General features: G+C 67.4%; 19 protein-coding genes. 8 read left to right on the top strand and 11 right to left on the bottom strand.

What is annotated here, in order from left to right; all coding sequences use genetic code 11:
- The first annotated feature begins 168 nt into the window (after nucleotides 1-168).
- Complete coding sequence (locus tag ACWW1C_RS11430) at nucleotides 169-423, top strand: hypothetical protein (RefSeq protein ID WP_455983539.1); 255 nt, start codon at nucleotides 169-171, stop codon at nucleotides 421-423.
- Nucleotides 424-499: 76 nt separating this feature from the next.
- Here ACWW1C_RS11430 and ACWW1C_RS11425 read toward each other — a convergent pair whose 3' ends face one another.
- On the bottom strand, nucleotides 500-1,696 hold the full coding sequence (locus tag ACWW1C_RS11425; protein ID WP_455983538.1) for a winged helix-turn-helix domain-containing protein: 1,197 nt from the start codon (nucleotides 1,694-1,696) through the stop codon (nucleotides 500-502).
- A 140-nt stretch (nucleotides 1,697-1,836) separates the two neighbouring features.
- Between ACWW1C_RS11425 and ACWW1C_RS11420 the strand changes: the two genes are divergently transcribed.
- From ACWW1C_RS11420 to ACWW1C_RS11410, 3 genes are read left to right on the top strand one after another with little or no spacing between them, the layout of a single operon-like run.
- Complete coding sequence (locus tag ACWW1C_RS11420; RefSeq protein ID WP_455983537.1) at nucleotides 1,837-3,870, top strand: toprim domain-containing protein; 2,034 nt, start codon at nucleotides 1,837-1,839, stop codon at nucleotides 3,868-3,870.
- A gap of 12 nt (nucleotides 3,871-3,882) precedes the next feature.
- Entirely contained in the window at nucleotides 3,883-6,033 is a 2,151-nt protein-coding gene (locus ACWW1C_RS11415; RefSeq protein ID WP_455983536.1) for a DNA gyrase subunit A, read from the top strand.
- 3 nt (nucleotides 6,034-6,036) lie between these two features.
- Complete coding sequence (locus ACWW1C_RS11410; protein ID WP_455983535.1) at nucleotides 6,037-7,266, top strand: DUF4303 domain-containing protein; 1,230 nt, start codon at nucleotides 6,037-6,039, stop codon at nucleotides 7,264-7,266.
- On the opposite strand, the gene ACWW1C_RS11405 is transcribed toward ACWW1C_RS11410, so the two are convergent.
- Nucleotides 7,257-7,721 (bottom strand): dihydrofolate reductase, encoded by a 465-nt coding sequence (locus ACWW1C_RS11405; RefSeq protein WP_455983534.1) that lies wholly within the window; start codon nucleotides 7,719-7,721, stop codon nucleotides 7,257-7,259. The genes ACWW1C_RS11410 and ACWW1C_RS11405 overlap by 10 nt on opposite strands.
- A gap of 4 nt (nucleotides 7,722-7,725) precedes the next feature.
- Nucleotides 7,726-8,526, bottom strand: a complete 801-nt coding sequence (locus ACWW1C_RS11400) for a thymidylate synthase (protein ID WP_455983533.1) — start codon at nucleotides 8,524-8,526, stop codon at nucleotides 7,726-7,728.
- A gap of 73 nt (nucleotides 8,527-8,599) precedes the next feature.
- On the opposite strand from ACWW1C_RS11400, the gene ACWW1C_RS11395 reads away from it, so the two are divergent.
- Nucleotides 8,600-9,340 carry a dienelactone hydrolase family protein gene (locus tag ACWW1C_RS11395; protein WP_455983532.1) on the top strand — a complete coding sequence of 247 codons (741 nt, stop codon included), beginning with the start codon at nucleotides 8,600-8,602 and terminating at the stop codon, nucleotides 9,338-9,340.
- A 44-nt stretch (nucleotides 9,341-9,384) separates the two neighbouring features.
- Entirely contained in the window at nucleotides 9,385-10,302 is a 918-nt protein-coding gene (locus tag ACWW1C_RS11390) for an HpcH/HpaI aldolase/citrate lyase family protein (RefSeq protein ID WP_455983531.1), read from the top strand.
- Here the strand turns inward: ACWW1C_RS11390 and ACWW1C_RS11385 are convergent.
- From ACWW1C_RS11385 to ACWW1C_RS11370, 4 genes are read right to left on the bottom strand one after another with little or no spacing between them, the layout of a single operon-like run.
- Nucleotides 10,296-10,775 (bottom strand): hypothetical protein, encoded by a 480-nt coding sequence (locus ACWW1C_RS11385; RefSeq protein WP_455983530.1) that lies wholly within the window; start codon nucleotides 10,773-10,775, stop codon nucleotides 10,296-10,298. The genes ACWW1C_RS11390 and ACWW1C_RS11385 overlap by 7 nt on opposite strands.
- A 37-nt stretch (nucleotides 10,776-10,812) precedes the next feature.
- Nucleotides 10,813-12,474 (bottom strand): amino acid permease, encoded by a 1,662-nt coding sequence (locus ACWW1C_RS11380; RefSeq protein WP_455983529.1) that lies wholly within the window; start codon nucleotides 12,472-12,474, stop codon nucleotides 10,813-10,815.
- Nucleotides 12,475-12,508: 34 nt separating this feature from the next.
- Nucleotides 12,509-13,759, bottom strand: coding sequence for a D-arabinono-1,4-lactone oxidase (locus ACWW1C_RS11375; protein ID WP_455983528.1), 1,251 nt, complete (start codon nucleotides 13,757-13,759; stop codon nucleotides 12,509-12,511).
- 10 nt (nucleotides 13,760-13,769) lie between these two features.
- Nucleotides 13,770-14,537 (bottom strand): SDR family NAD(P)-dependent oxidoreductase, encoded by a 768-nt coding sequence (locus tag ACWW1C_RS11370; RefSeq protein ID WP_455983527.1) that lies wholly within the window; start codon nucleotides 14,535-14,537, stop codon nucleotides 13,770-13,772.
- Between the two features lie 126 nt (nucleotides 14,538-14,663).
- Between ACWW1C_RS11370 and ACWW1C_RS11365 the strand changes: the two genes are divergently transcribed.
- The gene (locus ACWW1C_RS11365; RefSeq protein ID WP_455983526.1) at nucleotides 14,664-15,455 is read left to right on the top strand and encodes a helix-turn-helix transcriptional regulator; all 792 of its coding nucleotides are present in this window, start codon (nucleotides 14,664-14,666) and stop codon (nucleotides 15,453-15,455) included.
- A 12-nt stretch (nucleotides 15,456-15,467) separates the two neighbouring features.
- Here ACWW1C_RS11365 and ACWW1C_RS11360 read toward each other — a convergent pair whose 3' ends face one another.
- The 3 genes from ACWW1C_RS11360 to dapB are packed head-to-tail and all read right to left on the bottom strand — an operon-like array spanning nucleotide 15,468 to nucleotide 17,133.
- Nucleotides 15,468-15,917: a flavodoxin family protein gene (locus tag ACWW1C_RS11360; protein ID WP_455983525.1), complete on the bottom strand. Its 450-nt coding sequence runs from the start codon at nucleotides 15,915-15,917 to the stop codon at nucleotides 15,468-15,470.
- Complete coding sequence (locus ACWW1C_RS11355; RefSeq protein ID WP_455983524.1) at nucleotides 15,914-16,387, bottom strand: hypothetical protein; 474 nt, start codon at nucleotides 16,385-16,387, stop codon at nucleotides 15,914-15,916. Before ACWW1C_RS11355 ends, ACWW1C_RS11360 begins: the two co-directional genes overlap by 4 nt.
- An 11-nt stretch (nucleotides 16,388-16,398) precedes the next feature.
- Nucleotides 16,399-17,133, bottom strand: coding sequence for a 4-hydroxy-tetrahydrodipicolinate reductase (dapB, locus tag ACWW1C_RS11350; protein ID WP_455983523.1), 735 nt, complete (start codon nucleotides 17,131-17,133; stop codon nucleotides 16,399-16,401).
- Between the two features lie 35 nt (nucleotides 17,134-17,168).
- Here dapB and ACWW1C_RS11345 point away from each other — a divergent pair, with 35 nt between their 5' ends.
- Nucleotides 17,169-18,071 (top strand): NAD-dependent epimerase/dehydratase family protein, encoded by a 903-nt coding sequence (locus tag ACWW1C_RS11345; protein ID WP_455983522.1) that lies wholly within the window; start codon nucleotides 17,169-17,171, stop codon nucleotides 18,069-18,071.
- Here ACWW1C_RS11345 and ACWW1C_RS11340 read toward each other — a convergent pair.
- On the bottom strand, nucleotides 18,068-18,994 hold the full coding sequence (locus ACWW1C_RS11340; RefSeq protein WP_455983521.1) for an SDR family oxidoreductase: 927 nt from the start codon (nucleotides 18,992-18,994) through the stop codon (nucleotides 18,068-18,070). The two genes, ACWW1C_RS11345 and ACWW1C_RS11340, sit on opposite strands and share 4 nt — an antisense overlap.
- Between the last annotated feature and the right edge of the window lie 57 nt (nucleotides 18,995-19,051).

Below are 19,051 nucleotides of genomic sequence, written 5' to 3'. Positions count from 1 at the left end.
GTCCCCCTCGCCGTCGCCTCAGCCCTGTGCTCTGGATGCACATCACAAGTGTCGACGGACTCCCGCGGCGCATCGACCGCCAGCAGCTCCCGGCCACGCGCAGGTAGTGCCACGCCGATTGTGGAAGTCGACGCACCGCGACCAACCGACTTCCGGGTTGCCGTGGTCGTGACTGACCAGAAGTGCTTCGGCTCCGCTGGATGCAACTACCGGTACACCATCGATCCGCACTACACCGGCACCGTACCGCTGCCGACCAAGACCACGGTTGTCTTCAAGGTGACCGGCGGCGACCAGTCCCAAATCGGCAACTTCACTATCGACTCCTCCGGTACCGCCACCTTCGATCGGGAAACGGGAATCTCGGGTCCCGAAGGCGCCGATCTACAGGCTGTAGTGACCCAGATCATCGGAGGCCGGTGATGGTCGAGTTCGTGACGACGGCATCGCATACACCCTGGCCACCTTGCCAGAGCACGACATCCATCCGAGCAGGCAGCTAGAGGACTGCCCGTAGAAGCCCGGCCAAGTCGCCGCGTTCCCCGACGGTCACGCCGTCGACCCCGAGCCATGTCGCCATCGACTGCAGCTCCGGAACCAGGGCCGCGGCTACCCGCGCACGGTCCTGGCCGTCTTCGGCGAATGCACCGACGACGTGCAGTGCGTCGGCCGTTCGTTTCAGGTCGACGCGTCCCACCAATTGGCCGTCGAGCAGGAACGGCCAAACGTAGTAACCGAATTGGCGTTTGGCCGCCGGGGTGTAGATCTCGATCCGGTAGTGGAACCCGAACAGCCGCTCGACCCGCGGCCGGAAGAAGATCAGCGGGTCGAACGGGCACAACAGTGCCGTCCCACGATCGGTCCGCGGCACTTTCTGCCCCGCGCGCAGGTAGGCCGGAACCCCGTCGATCGTGACGGGTTCCAGCTCCCCGGCCGCGACCAGCGCCGCCAGTGCCGGTTTCACCTGACGCGCGCCCAGCCGGAAGTAGTCGCGGATGTCGGCCTCGGTCCCTACGCCCAGCGCTCCGGCGGCCTTGAGCACCAACTGCCGGACGGCGTCGTCGTCGGAGACCTCCCGGGCCAGGACGTCGGCCGGCAGCACCCGTTCGACCAGGTCATAGTGCCGCGCGAAGCCGGCCCGGGTGGCCGTGGTGAGCACACCCGACGACCACAGGGCCTCGGCCACCCACTTGGTGTCACTGCGGCCCCACCACGGCCCTCTGGCGCCGCGGGGTTCGGCCTCGAGGTGGGCCTCGATCTGACCTGCGGTCGACGGCCCCAGCTCGGCGACGGCGGCGACGATCTTCTCGGCCAGCCCAGAGTTGCGTTTGACGATCTCGGTGCCCCAGCGACCGTGCGTGTACTCGCGCATGCGCCAGCGCAGCAGCGGCCAGTCGTCGACCGGCAGCAACGCCGCCTCGTGCGCCCAATATTCAATGAATTGCCGCGGCGACCGCGCACTGTGGCTCCAGGCCAGTGCGTCGAGGGCGTCCCGGTCGTACGCCCCGAGACGACTGAACACCGGGGCGTAGTGCGCGCGAACGCATACCGATACCGAATCCAATTGCAGCACTTGTATTCTGGACATCAAGCGTTTCAGGTGCGCCCGGGTTACCGCTCCGGATGGCCTGGGTTCGTGAAAGCCCTGGGCGGCGACGGCGATGCGACGGGCCTGGACGGTCGTGAGTGCTGCCACTGTCACATCGTGGCGCAGGCCACCGACAAACTCGCGCATGGATCTGCGACGTTGTCGGCCGAACCGCCTACCATTCCTGCGGCACACCCTGTATTGGGGCTTCGGCCGTTCCCGGCCGGCCCTGACGGAAAGGACCAGCAGTGAGCTACAACGCTGCGGACATCACCGAACTCGACGATGTTCAGCACACCCGCCTGCGACCGGCGGTCAACCTGGGCCTGGACGTGCTCAACACCGCCCTGCGCGAGCTGGTGGACAACGCCGTCGAAGAGGTCGCCGATCCGAGCCACGGCGGCTCCACGGTCACCATCACGCTGCACGCCGACGGCTCGGTCAGCGTCGCCGACGACGGCCGCGGCCTGCCCATCGACTCCGACCCGGTGACCGGCAAGAACGGCATCGTAAAGACCCTCGGGACCGCCCGCGCCGGCGGCAAGTTCTCCGCCCACAGCGACGCCACCAGCACCGGCGCCGGCCTGAACGGCATCGGCGCGGCTGCCGCGGTGTTCATCTCGGCCCGCACCGACGTCACGGTGCGCCGTGCCGGCAAGACCTACCTGCAGAGCTTCGGCCACGGCTACCCCGGCACGTTCGACGGGAAAGAGTTCGACCCGAACGCCGAGTTCACCCGCGCCGACAACCAGAAACTGCGCGGCGCGGGCAACCGCAAGCCCGACGCCCACGGCACCACGGTCCGAATCCTGTTCGACCCGGCCGTCGTGCCGGATGCCAGCGTCGACATCGCCGAGGTGCTGCTGCGCGCCCACGCCGCCGCCCGGATGTGCCCCGGCGTGCACCTGACCGTCGTCGACGAGGGCTGGCCCGGCGAGGAAGTCCCGGCGGCCCTGCTGGAGCCGTTCGACGGCCCGTGGGGCACCGAGGCGCTGCTGGACCTCATGTGCACGTCGGCGGGCACTCCCCTGCCCGCGGTCCGCGCGGTGGTCGAGGGCCGCGGTGAATACACCACCGGCCGCGGCCCCACGCCGTTCCGGTGGTCGCTGACGGCCGGACCGGCCGAACCGACCACGGTGGCCGCGTTCTGCAACACCGTGCGCACCCCCGGCGGCGGGTCGCACCTGACCGCCGCCATCAAGGGCCTGTCGGAAGCCCTGGCCGACCGGGCGTCCCGCATCCGGGACCTGGGCCTGGCCAAGGGCGAAGACGGACCCGAACCGCAGGACTTCGCCGCCGTCACCGCGCTGGCCGTCGACACCCGCGCACCCGACGTCGGGTGGGACTCGCAGGCCAAGACCGCGGTCTCGTCGCGCTCGCTGAACCTCGCGATGGCCCCGGATGTGACGCGCAGCGTCAACGTCTGGGCCGCGAACCCCGCCAACGCCGACACGGTGACGCTGTGGACGCAGCTGGCGCTGGAGTCGGCCCGGGCGCGGCGCAGCGCCGAGGGCGCCAAGGCGCGGTCCCGCGCGGCGTCGAAAGCCAAGGGGCTGGGCACGAACCTGTCGCTGCCGCCGAAGCTCCTGCCCAGCCGGGAGACCGGTCGCGGGTCGGGCGCCGAACTTTTCCTGTGCGAGGGCGACTCGGCGCTGGGCACCATCAAGGCCGCTCGCGACGCCACCTTCCAGGCCGCCTTCCCGCTGAAAGGTAAACCTCCCAACGTCTACGGGTTCACCGTGAACAAGGCGCGGGTCAAGGACGAGTTCGATTCCATCGAACGCATCCTGGGTTGCGGCGTGCGCGACAACTGCGACCCGGAGCAGTGTCGCTACGACCGGATCCTGTTCGCCTCTGACGCCGACCCCGACGGCGGCAACATCAACTCGAGCCTGATCTCGATGTTCCTGGACTTCTACCGCCCGCTCGTCGCGGCCGGCATGGTCTACGTGACGCTGCCGCCGCTGTTCGTCGTCAAGGACGGTCAGGAGCGCATCTACTGCCAGGACGAGTCCGAGCGCGACACCGCCGTCGCGGAGCTGAAGGCCAGGTCCAAGCGCCGGGTGGAAGTGCAGCGCAACAAGGGTCTCGGCGAGATGGATGCCGACGATTTCTGGAACACCGTGCTGGATCCGCAGCGGCGCACCGTGATCCGCGTGCACCTCGACGACAGCGAGAAGAAGTTGCACCACACCCTGTTCGGCGGCCCGCCCGAGGGCCGGCGCACGTGGATGGCCGATGTGGCCTCCACCGTCGACACCCTCGCGCTGGACCTGGACTAGAAGGACTCGACCGTGACCTCCCCCCTCGACCTTCCCGAACAGAATCCGGACCTGGTCCTCGACCAGAGCGCCGACGACTACTGGAACCACTACCAGCTGACGTTCGCGCTCTACAGCGTCAGCGACCGCGCCATCCCGTCGGCGTTCGACGGCCTCAAGCCCGGCCAGCGCCGACTGCTCTACCAGATGCACGACTCGAAACTCCTGCCTGGCAACAAACCGCAGAAGTCCTCGAAGGTCTGCTCTGCCGTCACCGGCAACCTGCACCCGCACGGCGGCGCGTCGATGTACGGCGCCGCGGCGCTGATGGCCGCCGAGTTCCAGCGCGTGAAAGTCATTGACGGACAAGGCGCTTTCCCGCGCATCCAGGGCGACATCCCCGCCGCCGACCGCTACACCGAGATGCGGCTTTCGGCAGCCGGCGCGGCGCTGACCGCCGAACTCGACGACCACGCGGTACCGATGGTGCCGACGTTCGACGGGGAATGGATCGAGCCGACGATGCTTCCGGCCCAGTGGCCGGTGCTGCTCTGCAACGGCGCCGTCGGCATCGCCGAGGGCTGGGCCACCAAGGTGCCCGCGCACAATCCGCGTGAGGTCATGGCGGCTTGCCGGGCCCTGCTGAAGACCCCGAACATGACCGATGACCGACTGGCCAAACTCATTCCCGGCCCGGACTGGGGCTGCGGGTCGACGGTGGTCGGCACCGCGGGGCTGCGCGAGTACCTCACCACCGGCCGCGGTGCGCTCACCGTTCGCGGCAGCGTATCGGTCGACGGCAAGAACGTCGTCATCACCGAACTGCCGCCCGGTGTTGCGAGCAACACTGTGCAGGACCGGATTCGGGCGCTGGTCGAGTCCGGCGAGCTCGCCGGCGTGGCCGACATGTCCGACCTGACGGACCGCCGTAACGGGCTGCGCATCGTCGTCACCGCCAAACGGGGTCATGCTGCCGAAACAATCCGCGACCAGCTGCTCGCCCTGACTCCGCTGGAGTCGACGTTCGCCGCCAGCCTCGTCGCGCTCGACGAGGACCGGGTGCCGCGCTGGTGGACGGTGCGTGAGTTGATCGGCGCATTCCTGCACCTGCGCGATTCCGTTGTGTTGCACCGCAGCCAGTACCGACTGGAGAAGGTCACCGCCCGTAGGCATCTGGTGGCCGGGTTGATGAAAATCCACCTCGACATCGACGCGGCAGTCGCGGTGATCCGCGGGTCCGACACCGTCGACGACGCCCGGCGTGGGCTGCAGAAACGGTTCAGCATCGACGAGGAGCAGGCCAATTACGTTCTGGCCCTGCAGCTTCGTAGGCTCACCAAGCTCGACGTCATCGAGCTGCAGGCCGAGGCCGACAAGCTCGACGCCGAGTTCGCCGAGCTGACCGAGCTGGTGTCGAACCCGGACGCCCGACGGGTCGTGATCGACAACGAGTTGAAGGAGACGGCGAAGCTGTTCGCCGGGCCCGAATTCGACCGCCGGACCGTCCTCGACTTCGAGGGCACCCCGACAGCCTCGGGCTCCGATGACGACGGCCCACGCGAACGAAAAGTCAACGCCAACTGGCGTCTTGACGATCGGGGCGTGTTCTCCGACACCCACGGCGACCTGCTCAGCTCAGGACTGGGCTGGGCGGTGTGGACCGACGGGCGCGTCAAGTTCACCAACGGCAACGGCCTGCCGTCCAAGACCCGCGACATTCCGGTCGCCCCGGATATCACCGGGCTGCTGCAGTCGGGTGTGCTGACGCCGGGCTACCACCTGGCGCTGGTGACGCGGCGGGGCAAGGTGCTGCGCATCGACCCCGCTTCGGTGAATCCGCAAGGCGCGGCCGGAAACGGTGTGGCGGGTGTGAAGTTGGTGGCGGGCGACCCAGACGACGCCGTGATTGCCGCCCTGCCGATCACGTGTGGCAACGGTGAAGCGATCCTGTCGACGTCCGAAAAGGGTTGGAAGGTAACCGAAGTCGCCGACATACCGGTCAAGGGGCGCGGTGGCGCCGGCGTCGGGTTCCACCCGTTCGTCGGCGGCGAGAACGCCCTGGTGTCGGTGTCGGTCTCCCCCACCGGGTTCGTGCGCAACGGGCGATCGGTGCGGGCCGAGAAGCGCGCGAAGGCATCGGTGAAGGGCACGGGTGCGGACGTGACACCCGCCGAGGCGCAGTAGCCCGTGCCGTTCGACTGGCCCGGCTTCGAAGCCGACCTGACCGCGGCCGCGGTAACGGCGGTACGCGCACTGGTCGCCTCGGCAGCCGGGCAGCAGCCGTACGCGGTGGCGTTCAGCGAGTTCTACGCCGAGACGACCGGTGTCATCTACCTGCCGAACCTGGCCCTGGCCACCGAGGAATCGGTGCCGGAGCCGTCGTGCCGGTTCAGCCCGCCGGACTGGGAGTTCCAGGACTACGAGTGGAGCGACACCGACGCAGGCTGGAGTCATCGGCTGGTCGACGCGGTATCCGGTCTTCCGCGGGCGCAGTGGGAACAGGCCTGGGAGCGGTTCGCGCAGGCGATGCTGACCATTGCGGCGGACGTGCGGACCGCACTGGTGACCGAGGGCACCGTGCCGGCCGAGGTCGTCGTGTATCTCGACGACGAGGACGGCGACCTGCTGGTGCGGTCCCTGACGCCCGACGAGCTTCGCCGGCATTTTCCGGAGTACCTGGACGCGATCGATGCCGAGCAGGCGGTGCTGGCGCTGCCGGTCGACCAGCGCGTCGCGGCACTCGCCGTGGCTTCCGGGCTGGTTCCCGGACCGCCGGGAGACCTGGGACAGGAACGCGCCCGAGCGCTGCTGTTGGAGCTGGGCGAGGCCGCGGTGCCGGTCGCCGTCGCGGCGCTGAAGCGCCGGGACACGGCCTGGCTGGGCGCCAAGCTGCTGGCCGACCTCGACATCCCCTCAGCCGACGTCATCGACGCACTGTGGGCGGCGGCGCCCCTGCCTGGACCCGGCCACGACTGGGCGGCCACCGCCCTGGGGCGACTGGGCTTTGGTTTGGAAGTGTTGGCCGGCGATCTGCCCGCTGAGAGCCGCGCCGCGGCCGTCACGGCCCCGTATCGGTCGTTCCGCGATCACGGCCGCAGCCATCGGCCGCTGGACTATGCGCTGCTGGCTGCCGGGCTGGCCGACCCGGCGGTCGCGGCGCTGGTTGCCGAAGAGCTGGCCCCCGGCCGCGGTTACTGCACGCTCGATGCCGCCGACCTGCCTGGCGCCCGATTGGGCCTGGACCACGCCGAGCCGCTGATCCGCCGGCACGCCGTCGTCGTCCTCGGCGAGTTGATCGGCCCGCTGGGGCCGGAGGGTCTCGATCCCGACGAGGTCGCGGCGCTGCGCGCCCGAATCACCGATGCGGCGGCGAATGACCCCGACGCCGAAGTACGCCGGCTCGCCGGCTACTCCTGACGCCGGTAGGTGCAGAACCGGTAGCGCAGGCCGGTCCTGCTGGTCTGCCACTCCCCTTGTGCGGCAACCCATGTGTCGTCCAACGCCGGCGCGAATGCGTCACCGTCGGGCACATCGACGTCGATTTCGGTGACCTCGCACAGCGTCGCCGCCGGCAGCGCCAGCGCGTACAACTGTGCCCCGCCCATCACCCAGCCATCGATCTCGGCGGGTAGCGACGTCACGACCTCGGCGCCCTCGGCGGCGTAACCCGCGTCGCGGCTGACCACGACGTTGCGGCGGCCCGGCAACGGCCGGAATCGCGGCGGCAGCGACTCCCACGTGAGCCGTCCCATCACCACCGTGGAGCCGAGCGTCAGCTCTTTGAAGTGCGCCATGTCCTCGGGCAGCTGCCAGGGAATGTCGTTGTCGCAGCCGATGACACCGCCGTTGCCCTGTGCCCAGATCAGCTTCACGCCGTCAGACCGCAACGGGAGCCTTGATCGCCGGGTGCGGGTCATAGTTGACGATCGCAACGTCCTCGTACTGGTAGTCGAAGATCGAATCACGCGGCGCCAGCACGAGTTCCGGGTAGGGCCGGGGCTCACGGGACAGCTGCAGCTGCACCTGCTCGACGTGGTTGTCGTAGATGTGGCAGTCGCCACCGGTCCACACGAACTCGCCGACCTCAAGGCCCGCCTGGGCGGCCATCATGTGCGTCAGCAGTGCGTAGGAGGCGATGTTGAACGGCACGCCGAGGAACAGGTCGGCGCTGCGCTGATACAGCTGGCAGCTCAGCTTGCCGTCGGCGACGTAGAACTGGAACAGCGCGTGGCACGGCGGCAGCGCCATCTGCGCGATCTCGCCGACGTTCCACGCCGAGACGATGTTGCGCCGGCTGTCCGGGTTGGTCTTCAGCATCTCGAGCGCCGCGCTGATCTGGTCGACGTGCTCGCCCGACGGCGTGGGCCACGAGCGCCACTGAACGCCGTACACCGGCCCCAGTTCGCCTGTCTCCGAAGCCCATTCGTCCCAGATGGTGACGCCGTGCTCCTGCAGCCAGCGCACGTTCGAGTCGCCGCGCAGGAACCACAGCAGCTCGTAGATCACCGACTTGGTGTGCACCTTCTTGGTGGTCAGCAACGGGAACCCGGCGGCCAGGTCGTAGCGCAGCTGGTGGCCGAACAGACTCCGCGTGCCGGTCCCGGTGCGATCAGATTTGGGTGTGCCCTGCTCGAGCACGAGGCGCAGCAGGTCTTCGTAAGGAGTCGGCACAGCCACGCTGCCAGCTTACGTTCCGAAGCGAGGAGTAGAACGTTAAGGGCGAGCGACGCGACGGGAAGAGGACCAAGCCGTGCCAACCACAAAAGACACCATCACCACCGCCGACGGCAGCTGTGCCGTCACTGTCGCCACCCCGGAGGGCACCGGCCCATGGCCCGCGGTGGTCATGTACCCCGACGCCGGCGGCCCGCGGCAGACCTTCGACGACATGGCCGCACAGCTCGCCGCGCTGGGCCACGTGGTCCTGGTGCCGGACATCTACTACCGCGACGCCGGGTGGGCACCCTTCGACATGGCCACGGCGTTCTCCGACGCGACCGAGCGGACACGCCTGTTCGGGATGATGCGCAAGGTCACACCGGACATCATGACCGCCGACGCGGGCGTCTTCTTCGACTATCTGGCGGCCCGGTCCGATGTGACGGGAGACAAGTTCGGCACCACCGGCTACTGCATGGGCGGCCGCACGTCGTTCGTCATCGCCGGCACGCTGCCCGATCGCGTCGCCGCCGCGATGTCGTTCCACGGCGGCGGCCTGGTCACCGACACGGACGACAGCCCGCACCTGCGCGCCGACCAGATCAGCGCCGTTGTCTACGTGGGCGCCGCCGAGAACGACGGGTCCTTCACCACCGAACAGGGCGAGGTTCTGGATCGCGCCCTCAGTGACGCCGGCGTCGAGCACACCGTCGAGTTCTACCCGGCCGCGCATGGTTTCGCAGTGCCCGACAACGTCGGCGCCTACGACGAGGCCGCGGCGCAGCGGCACTGGGAGGCGATGGAGCGGGTGTTCGGTGCGGCACTGAAGTAACCCCCGGGGCCGGCCCCACTCCCGCTGTGCGGGACGATTGACGGGTGTATGACCAGCCCAGCACCTACGAACCTGACGCCAACGAGCACGGATCCCGCCTGGACCCGGTACTCGCGCGCAGCTGGCTGCTGGTCAACGGATCGCAGTTCGACCGCTTCTCGCCGGCGACTCGCTCCAGCGCCGACATCGTCATCATCGACATCGAGGACGCGGTAGCGCCCAAGGACAAGGATTCGGCACGGGACAACGCGGCCCGCTGGCTCGCCGACGGCAACACCGACTGGGTGCGCGTCAACGGCTTCGGCACCCCGTGGTGGGCCGACGATCTGGAGATGCTGGCGAAGTCCTCTGTCGGCGGCATCATGCTGGCGATGGTCGAGTCCGTCGACCACGTCACCGAGACGGCCAAGCGGCTGCCCAACGTGCCGATCGTCGCGCTCGTCGAGACCGCCCGTGGACTCGAGCGCATCACCGAGATCGCGTCGGCCAAGGGCACTTTCCGGCTGGCGTTCGGCATCGGTGACTTCCGGCGGGACACGGGCTTCGGCGACAACCCGGCGACGCTGGCGTACGCCCGCTCGCGGTTCACCATCGCCGCCAAGGCCGCGCATCTGCCCGGCGCGATCGACGGCCCCACCATCGGGTCCAGTTCCCGCAAGCTCAGTGAGGCCACCGCGGTGTCCATCGAGTTCGGCATGACCGGGAAGATCTGCCTGACCCCGGAGCAGTGTGCGACGGTCAACGAGGGGCTGTCGCCGTCACTGGACGAAATCGCCTGGGCACAGGAGTTTTTCGCGGAGTTCGAGCGCGACGGCGGCGAAATCCGCAACGGCTCGGACCTGCCGCGTATCGCCCGCGCCAACAAGATCCTGGATCTGGCGAAGGCCTACGGCATTCACCCGTCGATGTTCGGCGACGACCCCGACCATGTGTCGGCACCGTCGGACACCTACCACTACTGAGCGGCGTCCTCGGCCTTCTTGTTGCGGTGCAGCACCGACGCGAATGCCCGGATGATGCCGCGCAGCGCGTACCAGCCGGACAGCGCCGCGAACACGATCAGCGCGATGAACATCGGCAGCCAGCCGGTGCGGGAGTGCTTGAGGTTCCACCAGATGATGGCGAACAGCACGGCCATGATGAAAACCAGGATGTCGCGAAGGCTGCCCTCGCGGTTGAAGGCGTAGCCGGTCGCCATCGACTTGAGTTGGCGGCTGCGGTCGATGGCCGAGATGACGTCGTCGATCCGCTCGTCGATCACCCGCTGCAACTCGGCGCGGCGCTCGGTCTGCTCTTCGGGAATCCGCGTCAGCATCTCCTGGTCGGCCTTGATCGCGGCACGCACGTCCGGTGGCTTCAGGTTGCCCGCGAGTGCGCCGAGCAGCGCGCCTCCGGCCAACGGCGCGGCTCCCAACGCCAGATCCGCGATTCCCATGGTCGCTCCTTACTGGTCGACACAAACGTCAATCACCCTAGCCCGCGCTGACCTCCCTCTGCTCCGAAGCCTCGGCGTCGGCATGCCCCAGGTGGTGATGGTCGGGGTGGCGGTCATCCCACTCGGCGCTCAACTCACGGGCCGAGGACACTCCGGCGGGCAGGTTCACCGTCTCCCGCGGGCCGGTGTAGATCTTCTTGACCCACAGCTCCCAGATCAGCCACAGCGCGACCAGGGTTCCGCCGACGACGAGCGGGGTGTAGTTCACGTATTTCCACGAGAACCCGGCCAGCCACGGGACTCCACCTGTTGAACTCGGCATCAGCGCGATGACGGTGGTGAGGCCGATCTCGACGACGGCCAGCGGACAGAGCCACCGGTAGTGGCGGCCGATGCTCCAAGTACCGACCTTGAACTCGTCACCCTTGCGCCACCGCTGGTAGATCGGGATGGCGAAGGCCAGGTACAGACCGACCACACCGATGGTGACGACGGCGTTGAAGGCAACCGGGACGGGAGCACCGTTGATGTCGACCCGGACCAGCGCGGGGAGGGTGATCAGTACCGCGAGTGCGGCCACGAGCAAGACGCTGTAGACCGGAACGCCCTTGCTGGTCAGCCGGGTCCAATAGCGGGCCAGCGGGACGGCACCATCCCGGCTGAACGCGAACAGCATTCGCGTCGTCGAGGTCATGCACGCCAGGGCACAGAACAACTGGCCCACGGTCGAGATGATCAGCACCAGCCCGAACCACGGCTGCCCCAGCGCCTGTTGCAGCACGGTGACCGAATTACCGCCGCTCTTGGTGACGGCGCCGGCATCCTGCACCGCGAAAAGCATTGCCAGCAGCAGAATCCAGCCGGCGATCGCCGAGTATGCGATGGCTCGCCAGATGCCCTTGGCGGCCGCATCGGACGCCCCGACCGTCTCCTCGGACATGTGGCACGACGCGTCGTATCCGGTGATCGTGAACTGCGGCAGGATCATCGACAGGGGCAGCACCATGAAGATGAAGCCCATGCCCGAGGTGCTTCCGCCGAAGAAACCGGTGTTGTTGATGCGCTGGAGGAACACCTCGGACACGGTGCCGTGGTGGCCGGGCACGAAAATCAGGATCGCGATGATCGCGGCGACGCCGACGACGTGCCACCACACCGAGATGCTGTTCATGATGGACAGCAGATGGCTGGAGAAGATCGACACGATGGTGACGACCACGAGCAGGGCGATGAAAATGAGGAATACCCGCGTCAGCGAATAGCCCTGCGCCCAACTGTCGCTGTACGCCGAGATCGTCACGTCCACGAAGCTCGCCGCGCCGTACGCGACCGCGGCGACGATGCCCAGCAAGCCGAGAAAGTCGAGCCACCCGGTGAAGTAACTGGACCGGACGGATCCCAGTTTCGCCGACCAGTAATACATCCCGCCCGAGGTCGGCATCGCGGAGACCAGCTCGCCCATACAGAGGCCGACGACGATGATCAGCACGCTGACCAGTGGCCAGCCCCAGGAGATCGCCATCGGCCCGCCGTTGTTCCAGCCGATGAAGAAGCTGATGAACGGGCCGCTGAGAATCGAGATGACGGAGAACGAGATCGCGAAGTTCGAGAATCCCGAGAACGAACGTTTGAGTTCGCTCTTGTAGCCGAGTTCGGCCAGCTTCTCGTCGTCGGACAGCATGCGTTCGGTTGTCGACATGTCTTTCCTACCAATGGATTTCGAGGGATGAAGGTCAGCCGAACAGCGGCGTCAGATGTTCGTTGAGGAAACGGCCCTGCGGGTCCAGCGAGCGGCGCAGCCGGCGGAAGTCCTCGGCTCTGGGGTACAGCCTGGTGACGTCGTCGCCGGTGAGGAAATGCATCTTGCCCCAGTGCGGTCGCGACCCGTAGGAGCGCAGAATCTCGTCGACAGCACGCAGGTAGTCCCAGTAGTCGAGTCCGGGCTGCCCCGAGACCGACACCGTGACGCTGTCCTGCTCGTAGAACGGGCTCATCCAGCCACTGTCGCCGGCGGTGAACCGGTACTCGATCGGATAGAGCGCCTCCGGGAAGTCGGTGAGCATCAGGTCCCGAACCGCCCGCACGGCGTCCTTGCCGTGGGCGACCGGCACCGCGTACTCCAGCTCGTGGAAGTTCGGTACGTACGTGATCGGGTAGACGTCCGAGCTGTAGGCGACCTTCTCGAACCCCCTCTCGAACGGCGCCTCGTCAGTGATGTCCATGACCTTCATCTCGCACACGTCCGTGGTGCGGCCGGTGGTCGACGTCGCCGCGGTGTCGGGCAGGCAGTAGAGGTGGCGGCTCTGCTCGGTCGGGCACCAGAAGAAGCCGAAATGCCGGTGCTGCTCGGCTAGTTCGTCGTGCCGGTCCATGGCCGACTCGAAATCCTCGCGCCAGATCCGCTCGCGCAGGTTGTAGGCGTCCATCACCTGAAGCGTCATCTCCGAGATGACCCCGAGCGTGCCGAGCGACACCCGCGACGCCTCCAGCAGATCGGCGTCCGAGCCGTCCACGGTCAGGATGCTGCCGTCGGTTTGCACCAGCTTCATCCCGACGATCGACGACGCCATGTTGCCGAGCTTCGCGCCGGTTCCGTGCGTCCCCGTAGTGAGTGCACCAGCGACGGCCTGCGAGTCGATGTCGCCCTGGTTGACCATCGACAGGCCGTTTCGCTTCAGCTCCGCGACCAGCTCATTGATGGTGGTCCCGGCTCCGACGGTGACCTGGCGGCGGTCCGGATCCAGATTCCGGACGCCGCGTAGTTGCGACAGCGTCAGATGCAGACCGTTGGTCAGCGCGACCGGGGTGAATGAGTGACCCGAACCGGCTGCCCGCACGTCCAGACCGCGCGATGTCGCATCGGCGACCAGCGAGCACAGCTCATCCTCACTGGTCGGGGCACCGGTCTCCTGCCGGATGCAGGATTGGTTGCCCACCCAGTTGCGCCAGTGCCGCCGGTCGGGGTGAAAGTCATTGATCTCCATACTGATTCGCCTAAATTGCCGTGTAGCCGTTGTCGACGAACAGGTGGGCGCCGTTGACAAAACTGGCGTCATCGCTGAGCAGGAACAACGCCGCTGAGGCGACCTCCTCCGGCTCGCACATGCGGCCCTGATCCGCCGCGATCGCCTCGTCGGAAACATCCACCCCGTGCTGGGCGAGCAGATTCAGCTCACGCCGGCCGTGGTCGGTGGCGATGAATCCCGGACAGACCGCGTTCGAGCGGATGTTCCGATCCCTGAACTCGACGGCGAGAGCCCGGGCGAACATGTGGCAGGCGCCCTTGCTGGTGCAGTAGAGCACCTCCATCGGCGTGCCCACGACACCCGAGATCGACGAGGTGCTGACGATGCTGCCGCCACCGGCCGCGATCATCCCCGGCAGCACCGCTTTCGTGACCAAGAACATGCCACGAACGTTGACCGCCATGATGCGGTCCCACTCCTCGACCGAGGTCTCCAGGAACGGCGCGGCGGCGAGAATGCCGGCGTGGTTCATCAAGGCGGTGATAGGCCCGAACTGCTCCTCGACCGCGCTGACGGCTGCGGCCACCTGATCCTGCTGCGAGACATCCGCCGGGCAGAACAAGGCCTCGAACCCTTCGGCGCGGAGCTGGTCGGCGACCGCAGCACCAGCACTGGACGGGACATCGAGGATGCCGACCTTCGCCCCCTCCCGGGCGAACAGCCGGCTGGCCGCCAGCCCGCAACCTCCGGCACCGCCGGTCACGAGTGCGGTTCGTCCTGCGAGTCTGCCTGGCACGCTGCCTCCTGCAGTCCTGAGCCCACCGACCGTTCGCCGATGAGGTGTGATCCAGGACACTAGGCTTGATACTCTGCGGCGGTCCATATACCGAAGTGCATAACTTTCACGCAGGAGGCGGCGCCGGTGAACAAACCGGAAATCGAGGGGATTTCACGAATCATTTCCTGCCTCGACAAGCCGGAATTCGGGCCCGCCGTAGACACTTTCCTCCGCACCATTGCACCCTTCGACATGACCTGCGTATTCGTATTTCATCCGAGGTCACCACCGCTGCTGATGTATGACGGATACAGCTCCAGCGTTTCGCGCGACGCATTGAGTTCGTATTTGAAGGGCGGCTATCTCCTCGACCCGTTCTACGTCGCCTGCACCGCCGAGATTCCCGACGGCCTCCGGCGCATGTCCGAGATCGCGCCCGACGAGTTCTTCTCTTCCGATTTTGCGGCGTCCGATGAGGTACATCCGTGCATATCCGACGAATCCGGCACGCTGATCGAGGAGATCGGCTACATCGTCACCCTCGCCGACGGCTGGCGCGCAACGTATTCGCTGATGCGCAACCGCACCGCCGAGCGGTTCTCCGCGCAGGAGTTCGAGGCACTGTCGGACCTCGCGCCCCTGCTGGGCACGCTGGTTCGGCGTCACGCAGATTTGACGTCGATCACCACCGCACCGACTCGTGTGGGAGAAATCGACTCGGTGCTGGAAAAGGCTTTTTCCGACGTCCTCACACCCGCACAATTTCGCGTCGTGAATTTGATTCTCCGCGGCCACAGCAATCAATCGGTAGCCGAGGAACTGCATATTACGGAAGGCACGGCCAAGCTACATCGCCATAACGCGTATCAGCGCCTCGGAGTGACGAGTCAGTCGGACCTTTTTCGAATGTTCATCGATGTGCTCGAGAAGAATTGACCGGGTTGCCGGTCAGCCCATCAACGTTGCCGCGACCGTCGCGCCGAGGTTCCAGCACGCCTCCAGGTCGGCCTTGCTCGGCTTGCCCGAAACCACCACGTAGTCAGTCGCTTTCACCCAGCCCAGCCCGGTGGTGATCGACGTGACGGCCTTTTCGGCGCCTTCGGTGCCCTCGTTGCCGTGCAGCCACAGGCCGAACGGTCGGCCGCGCGTCGCGTCGAGACACGGGTAGTAGATCTGGTCGAACGCGTGCTTCAGCGCACCGGACATGTACCCCAGATTCGCCGGCGAGCCCAAGAGGTAGCCGTCGGCCTCCAGCACGTCGGCCGCCGACAGCGTCAGCGCCGGACGGCGCACCACGTCGACGCCCTCGATCTCGGGATCGGTCGCTCCGGCGAGCACCGCCTCGAACATCTCCTGGCAGTTCGGAGAGGGAGTGTGGTGCACGACAAGGAGTTTCATACTCGCGAGGACTTTTCCAGCGCGACGGCCTTGCGGATGGTCTCGCGGGCCCGGGTCCGGTCCCCCGCGTAGTCGTACGCCCGGGCCAGCCGGTACCAGCCGCGCCAGTCATCAGGTGCGGCCTCGACCTCGTCGCGCACGGACTCGAACAGGGCGTCGGCGGCGTCGCGTTCGATGCGGCCCGACGGGCGCTTGGGCAGCTCGCTGATATCGAGTTCGACGCCCTCGTCGTGCGCGAGGCGGGCCAGCCGCTGGTGCGCGAACCCGGCCCGCAGCGTGGCCACCATGGCCCACAGCCCGATCAACGGCAGCACGAAGATACCGATGCCGAGCCCGATCGCGGCCGCGTCGCCGGACTTCATCAGGATGACGCCGGAGCGGCCCATGATCCAGAAATAGACCACCAGCGCCACGCACAAAAAAGCCACGACCAATTGGATGCGCAGCACCTGCGAGCTCGGTTTGGTCATGACGGGACTCGTCACAGCCCCATCAGGGTCTCGATGCCGATCGTCAGCCCGGGGTACTTGGCGACCTCGCGGACACCGAGCAGCACGCCGGGCACGAACGACGTGCGGTCGATGCTGTCGTGCCGGATGGTCAACGTCTCGCCCTGGGTGCCGAACAGCACCTCCTGGTGCGCCACCAGGCCACGCAGCCGCACCGAGTGCACGGGGATGCCGTCGACGTCCGCGCCGCGCGCGCCCTCCAATCCGGTGCTGGTGGCATCGGGGTTGGGCGGCAAGTCTTTTCGCGCCTCGGCGATCAGCTGTGCGGTACGGGTGGCGGTGCCCGACGGAGCATCGGCCTTCTGGGGGTGGTGCAGCTCGACAACCTCGGCCGACTCGAAGAAGGGGGCGGCGAGCTTGGCGAAGTGCATGGACAGCACCGCGCCGATGGCGAAGTTCGGGGCGATCAGCACCGCGACGCCGGGCTTGGCGGCAACCCACTCGCGAACTTGCGCGAGTCGCTCCGCGGTGAAGCCGGTGGTCCCAACGACGGCGTGAATGCCGTTGTCGACGAGGAACTTCAGGTTGTTCATCACGACGTCGGGGTGCGTGAAGTCGACGACGACCTCGGTGCCGCTGTCGGTGAACAGGCTCAGGTCGTCACCGGCGTCGACGCCGACGGTGAACGTCAGATCGTCGGCGGATTCCACACCGTCGACGATGGTCGCGCCGACTTTGCCTTTGGCACCCAGAACTCCAACTCGCATGAGGTCAACCCTAGCGGCCCCCTACTATCAGCCCTATGCGCGGCGCCAAGATTCTCATCACCGGAGTCACCGGCCAGGTGGCCACCCCGATCGCCACGACCCTGGCCGTCGACAACGAGGTGTGGGGCGTCGCCCGCTTCAACAACCCGCAGGCCCGGCACAGCCTCGAGCAGGCCGGCGTCCGCTGCGCGGCAATCAACCTCGCGGTGGGCGACTTCGGTGCGCTGCCAACCGATTTCGACTACGTGGTCAACGTGGCGGTGGCCAAGACCGGCCGGTGGGACAAGGACCTCGCCGCCAACGCCGAGTCGGTGGGCCTGCTGATGGCGCACTGCCGCGAGGCCAAGGCGTTTCTGCACACCTCGTCGGCCGCGGTGTACGACCCGCCGGGCGATGAGCCGCGGTCCGAATCAGCCGCACTGGGCGACAACCACAAGCACCTCTTCCCCACTTACTCGATCTCCAAGATCGCGGGCGAGACGGTCGTGCGCACCATGTCCCGTGCGCTGGAGCTGCCGACGACCATCGCCAGGTTCAATGTCCCCTACGGCGACAACGGCGGCTGGCCGTTCTACCACATGGAGATGATCCTGGCGGGCATCCCGATCCCGGTGCCGCCGGGCGGCCCGGCCCGCTACAACCCGATCCACGAAGACGACATCCTCGCCACCCTGCCCAAGCTTCTGGACGCCGCGACGGTGCCGGCCACCACGGTGAACTGGTGCGGAGATCAAACCGTCAGCCTGCAGGACTGGTGCGCCTACCTCGGCGAACTCGTCGACCGGGAGCCCGTTTTCGCCGAGGACCCCGATGCGCTGCGCGGCGGCCCGACCGACACGACCCTGATGCACCAGCTGATCGGCGGCACGTCGGTCGACTGGCGCGACGGCATCCGCCGATTGGTGAACAAATTCCACCCGGAGCTCGTCAGCCGCTAAGACCAGAGCGGCGGTGCTTCTCGCAGGTTCTCGAAGTAGTGACCGGCCTTGAGGTCCTCGAGCAGGGTCGGCTGCACCGGGTCCCAACCGAGCATGGAACGCGTCCGCGCACTGGATGTCGGGTTGTCCAGCGCAGCGAAGCCGGCGAGAAAACCGAACTGCGCCGGAGCTTCGTCGGCCGGAATCTGTTGCACCGGCACGCCCAGCCCGTCGCCGATGGCCTGGGCGATGTCGCGAAACGCGATGCCCTCCTCGGCCGCCCCGTGCAACACCGAGCCGGCCGGCGCCGACTCCACCGCCAGTCGGTAAAGCCGTGCGGCGTCGACGGTGTGCACCGCGGGCCATCGGTTCGAGCCGTCACCCTGATATCCGGATCGTCCTGCCGCCCGGGCGAATTGGATGAGGCTCGGGATGAAGCCGTGATAATCGGTATCACCGTGCACTGTCGGCGCGAGCCTGATCACCGATGACCGCACACCTCGTTCGGCCAGCGCCAGAGTGGCGAGTTCGGATGCCACCCGCGGGCCCGACCGGTCGACTTCGGCGTCCTCGGTACCGAGCCGGCCCGACTCTCCGAACGCGAGCATGAGCGTGCCCGAAGTGTTCACGAACGGCTTGCCGGTGCCCGCCAGGGCCTCCCCCATGGCCTCGACTGCCCGCAGTTCCAACTGAAGCGAGTCGGCGTAGTTGGAGAAGTCGTGCTTGAACGCGAGATGGATGACGCCGTCAGAGGCGGCGGCCGCGGCAGCGAGCCCGTCGGGATCGTCGAGATTGCCCCGGTGCACCTCGGCGCCCACGGCAGCCAAGGCCTCGGCCGAGGCGTCGGATCGGGCCAGTCCGGTGACCGGATGGCCGGCTTGTAGCAGCTCGCGGACGACAACGGACCCGATGTGCCCGCTGGCGCCGGTGACGAAGATGCGCATGGTTTCAGCTCCTCAAGTGATGTCAGCTCATGACATCACCAATGTACGCGTGATGTC

The sequence above is a fragment of the Mycobacterium sp. HM-7 genome, from assembly GCF_053852335.1.
The sequence above is the reverse complement of the archived record's forward strand: the minus strand, read 5'-3'. Positions and strand labels throughout refer to the sequence as shown.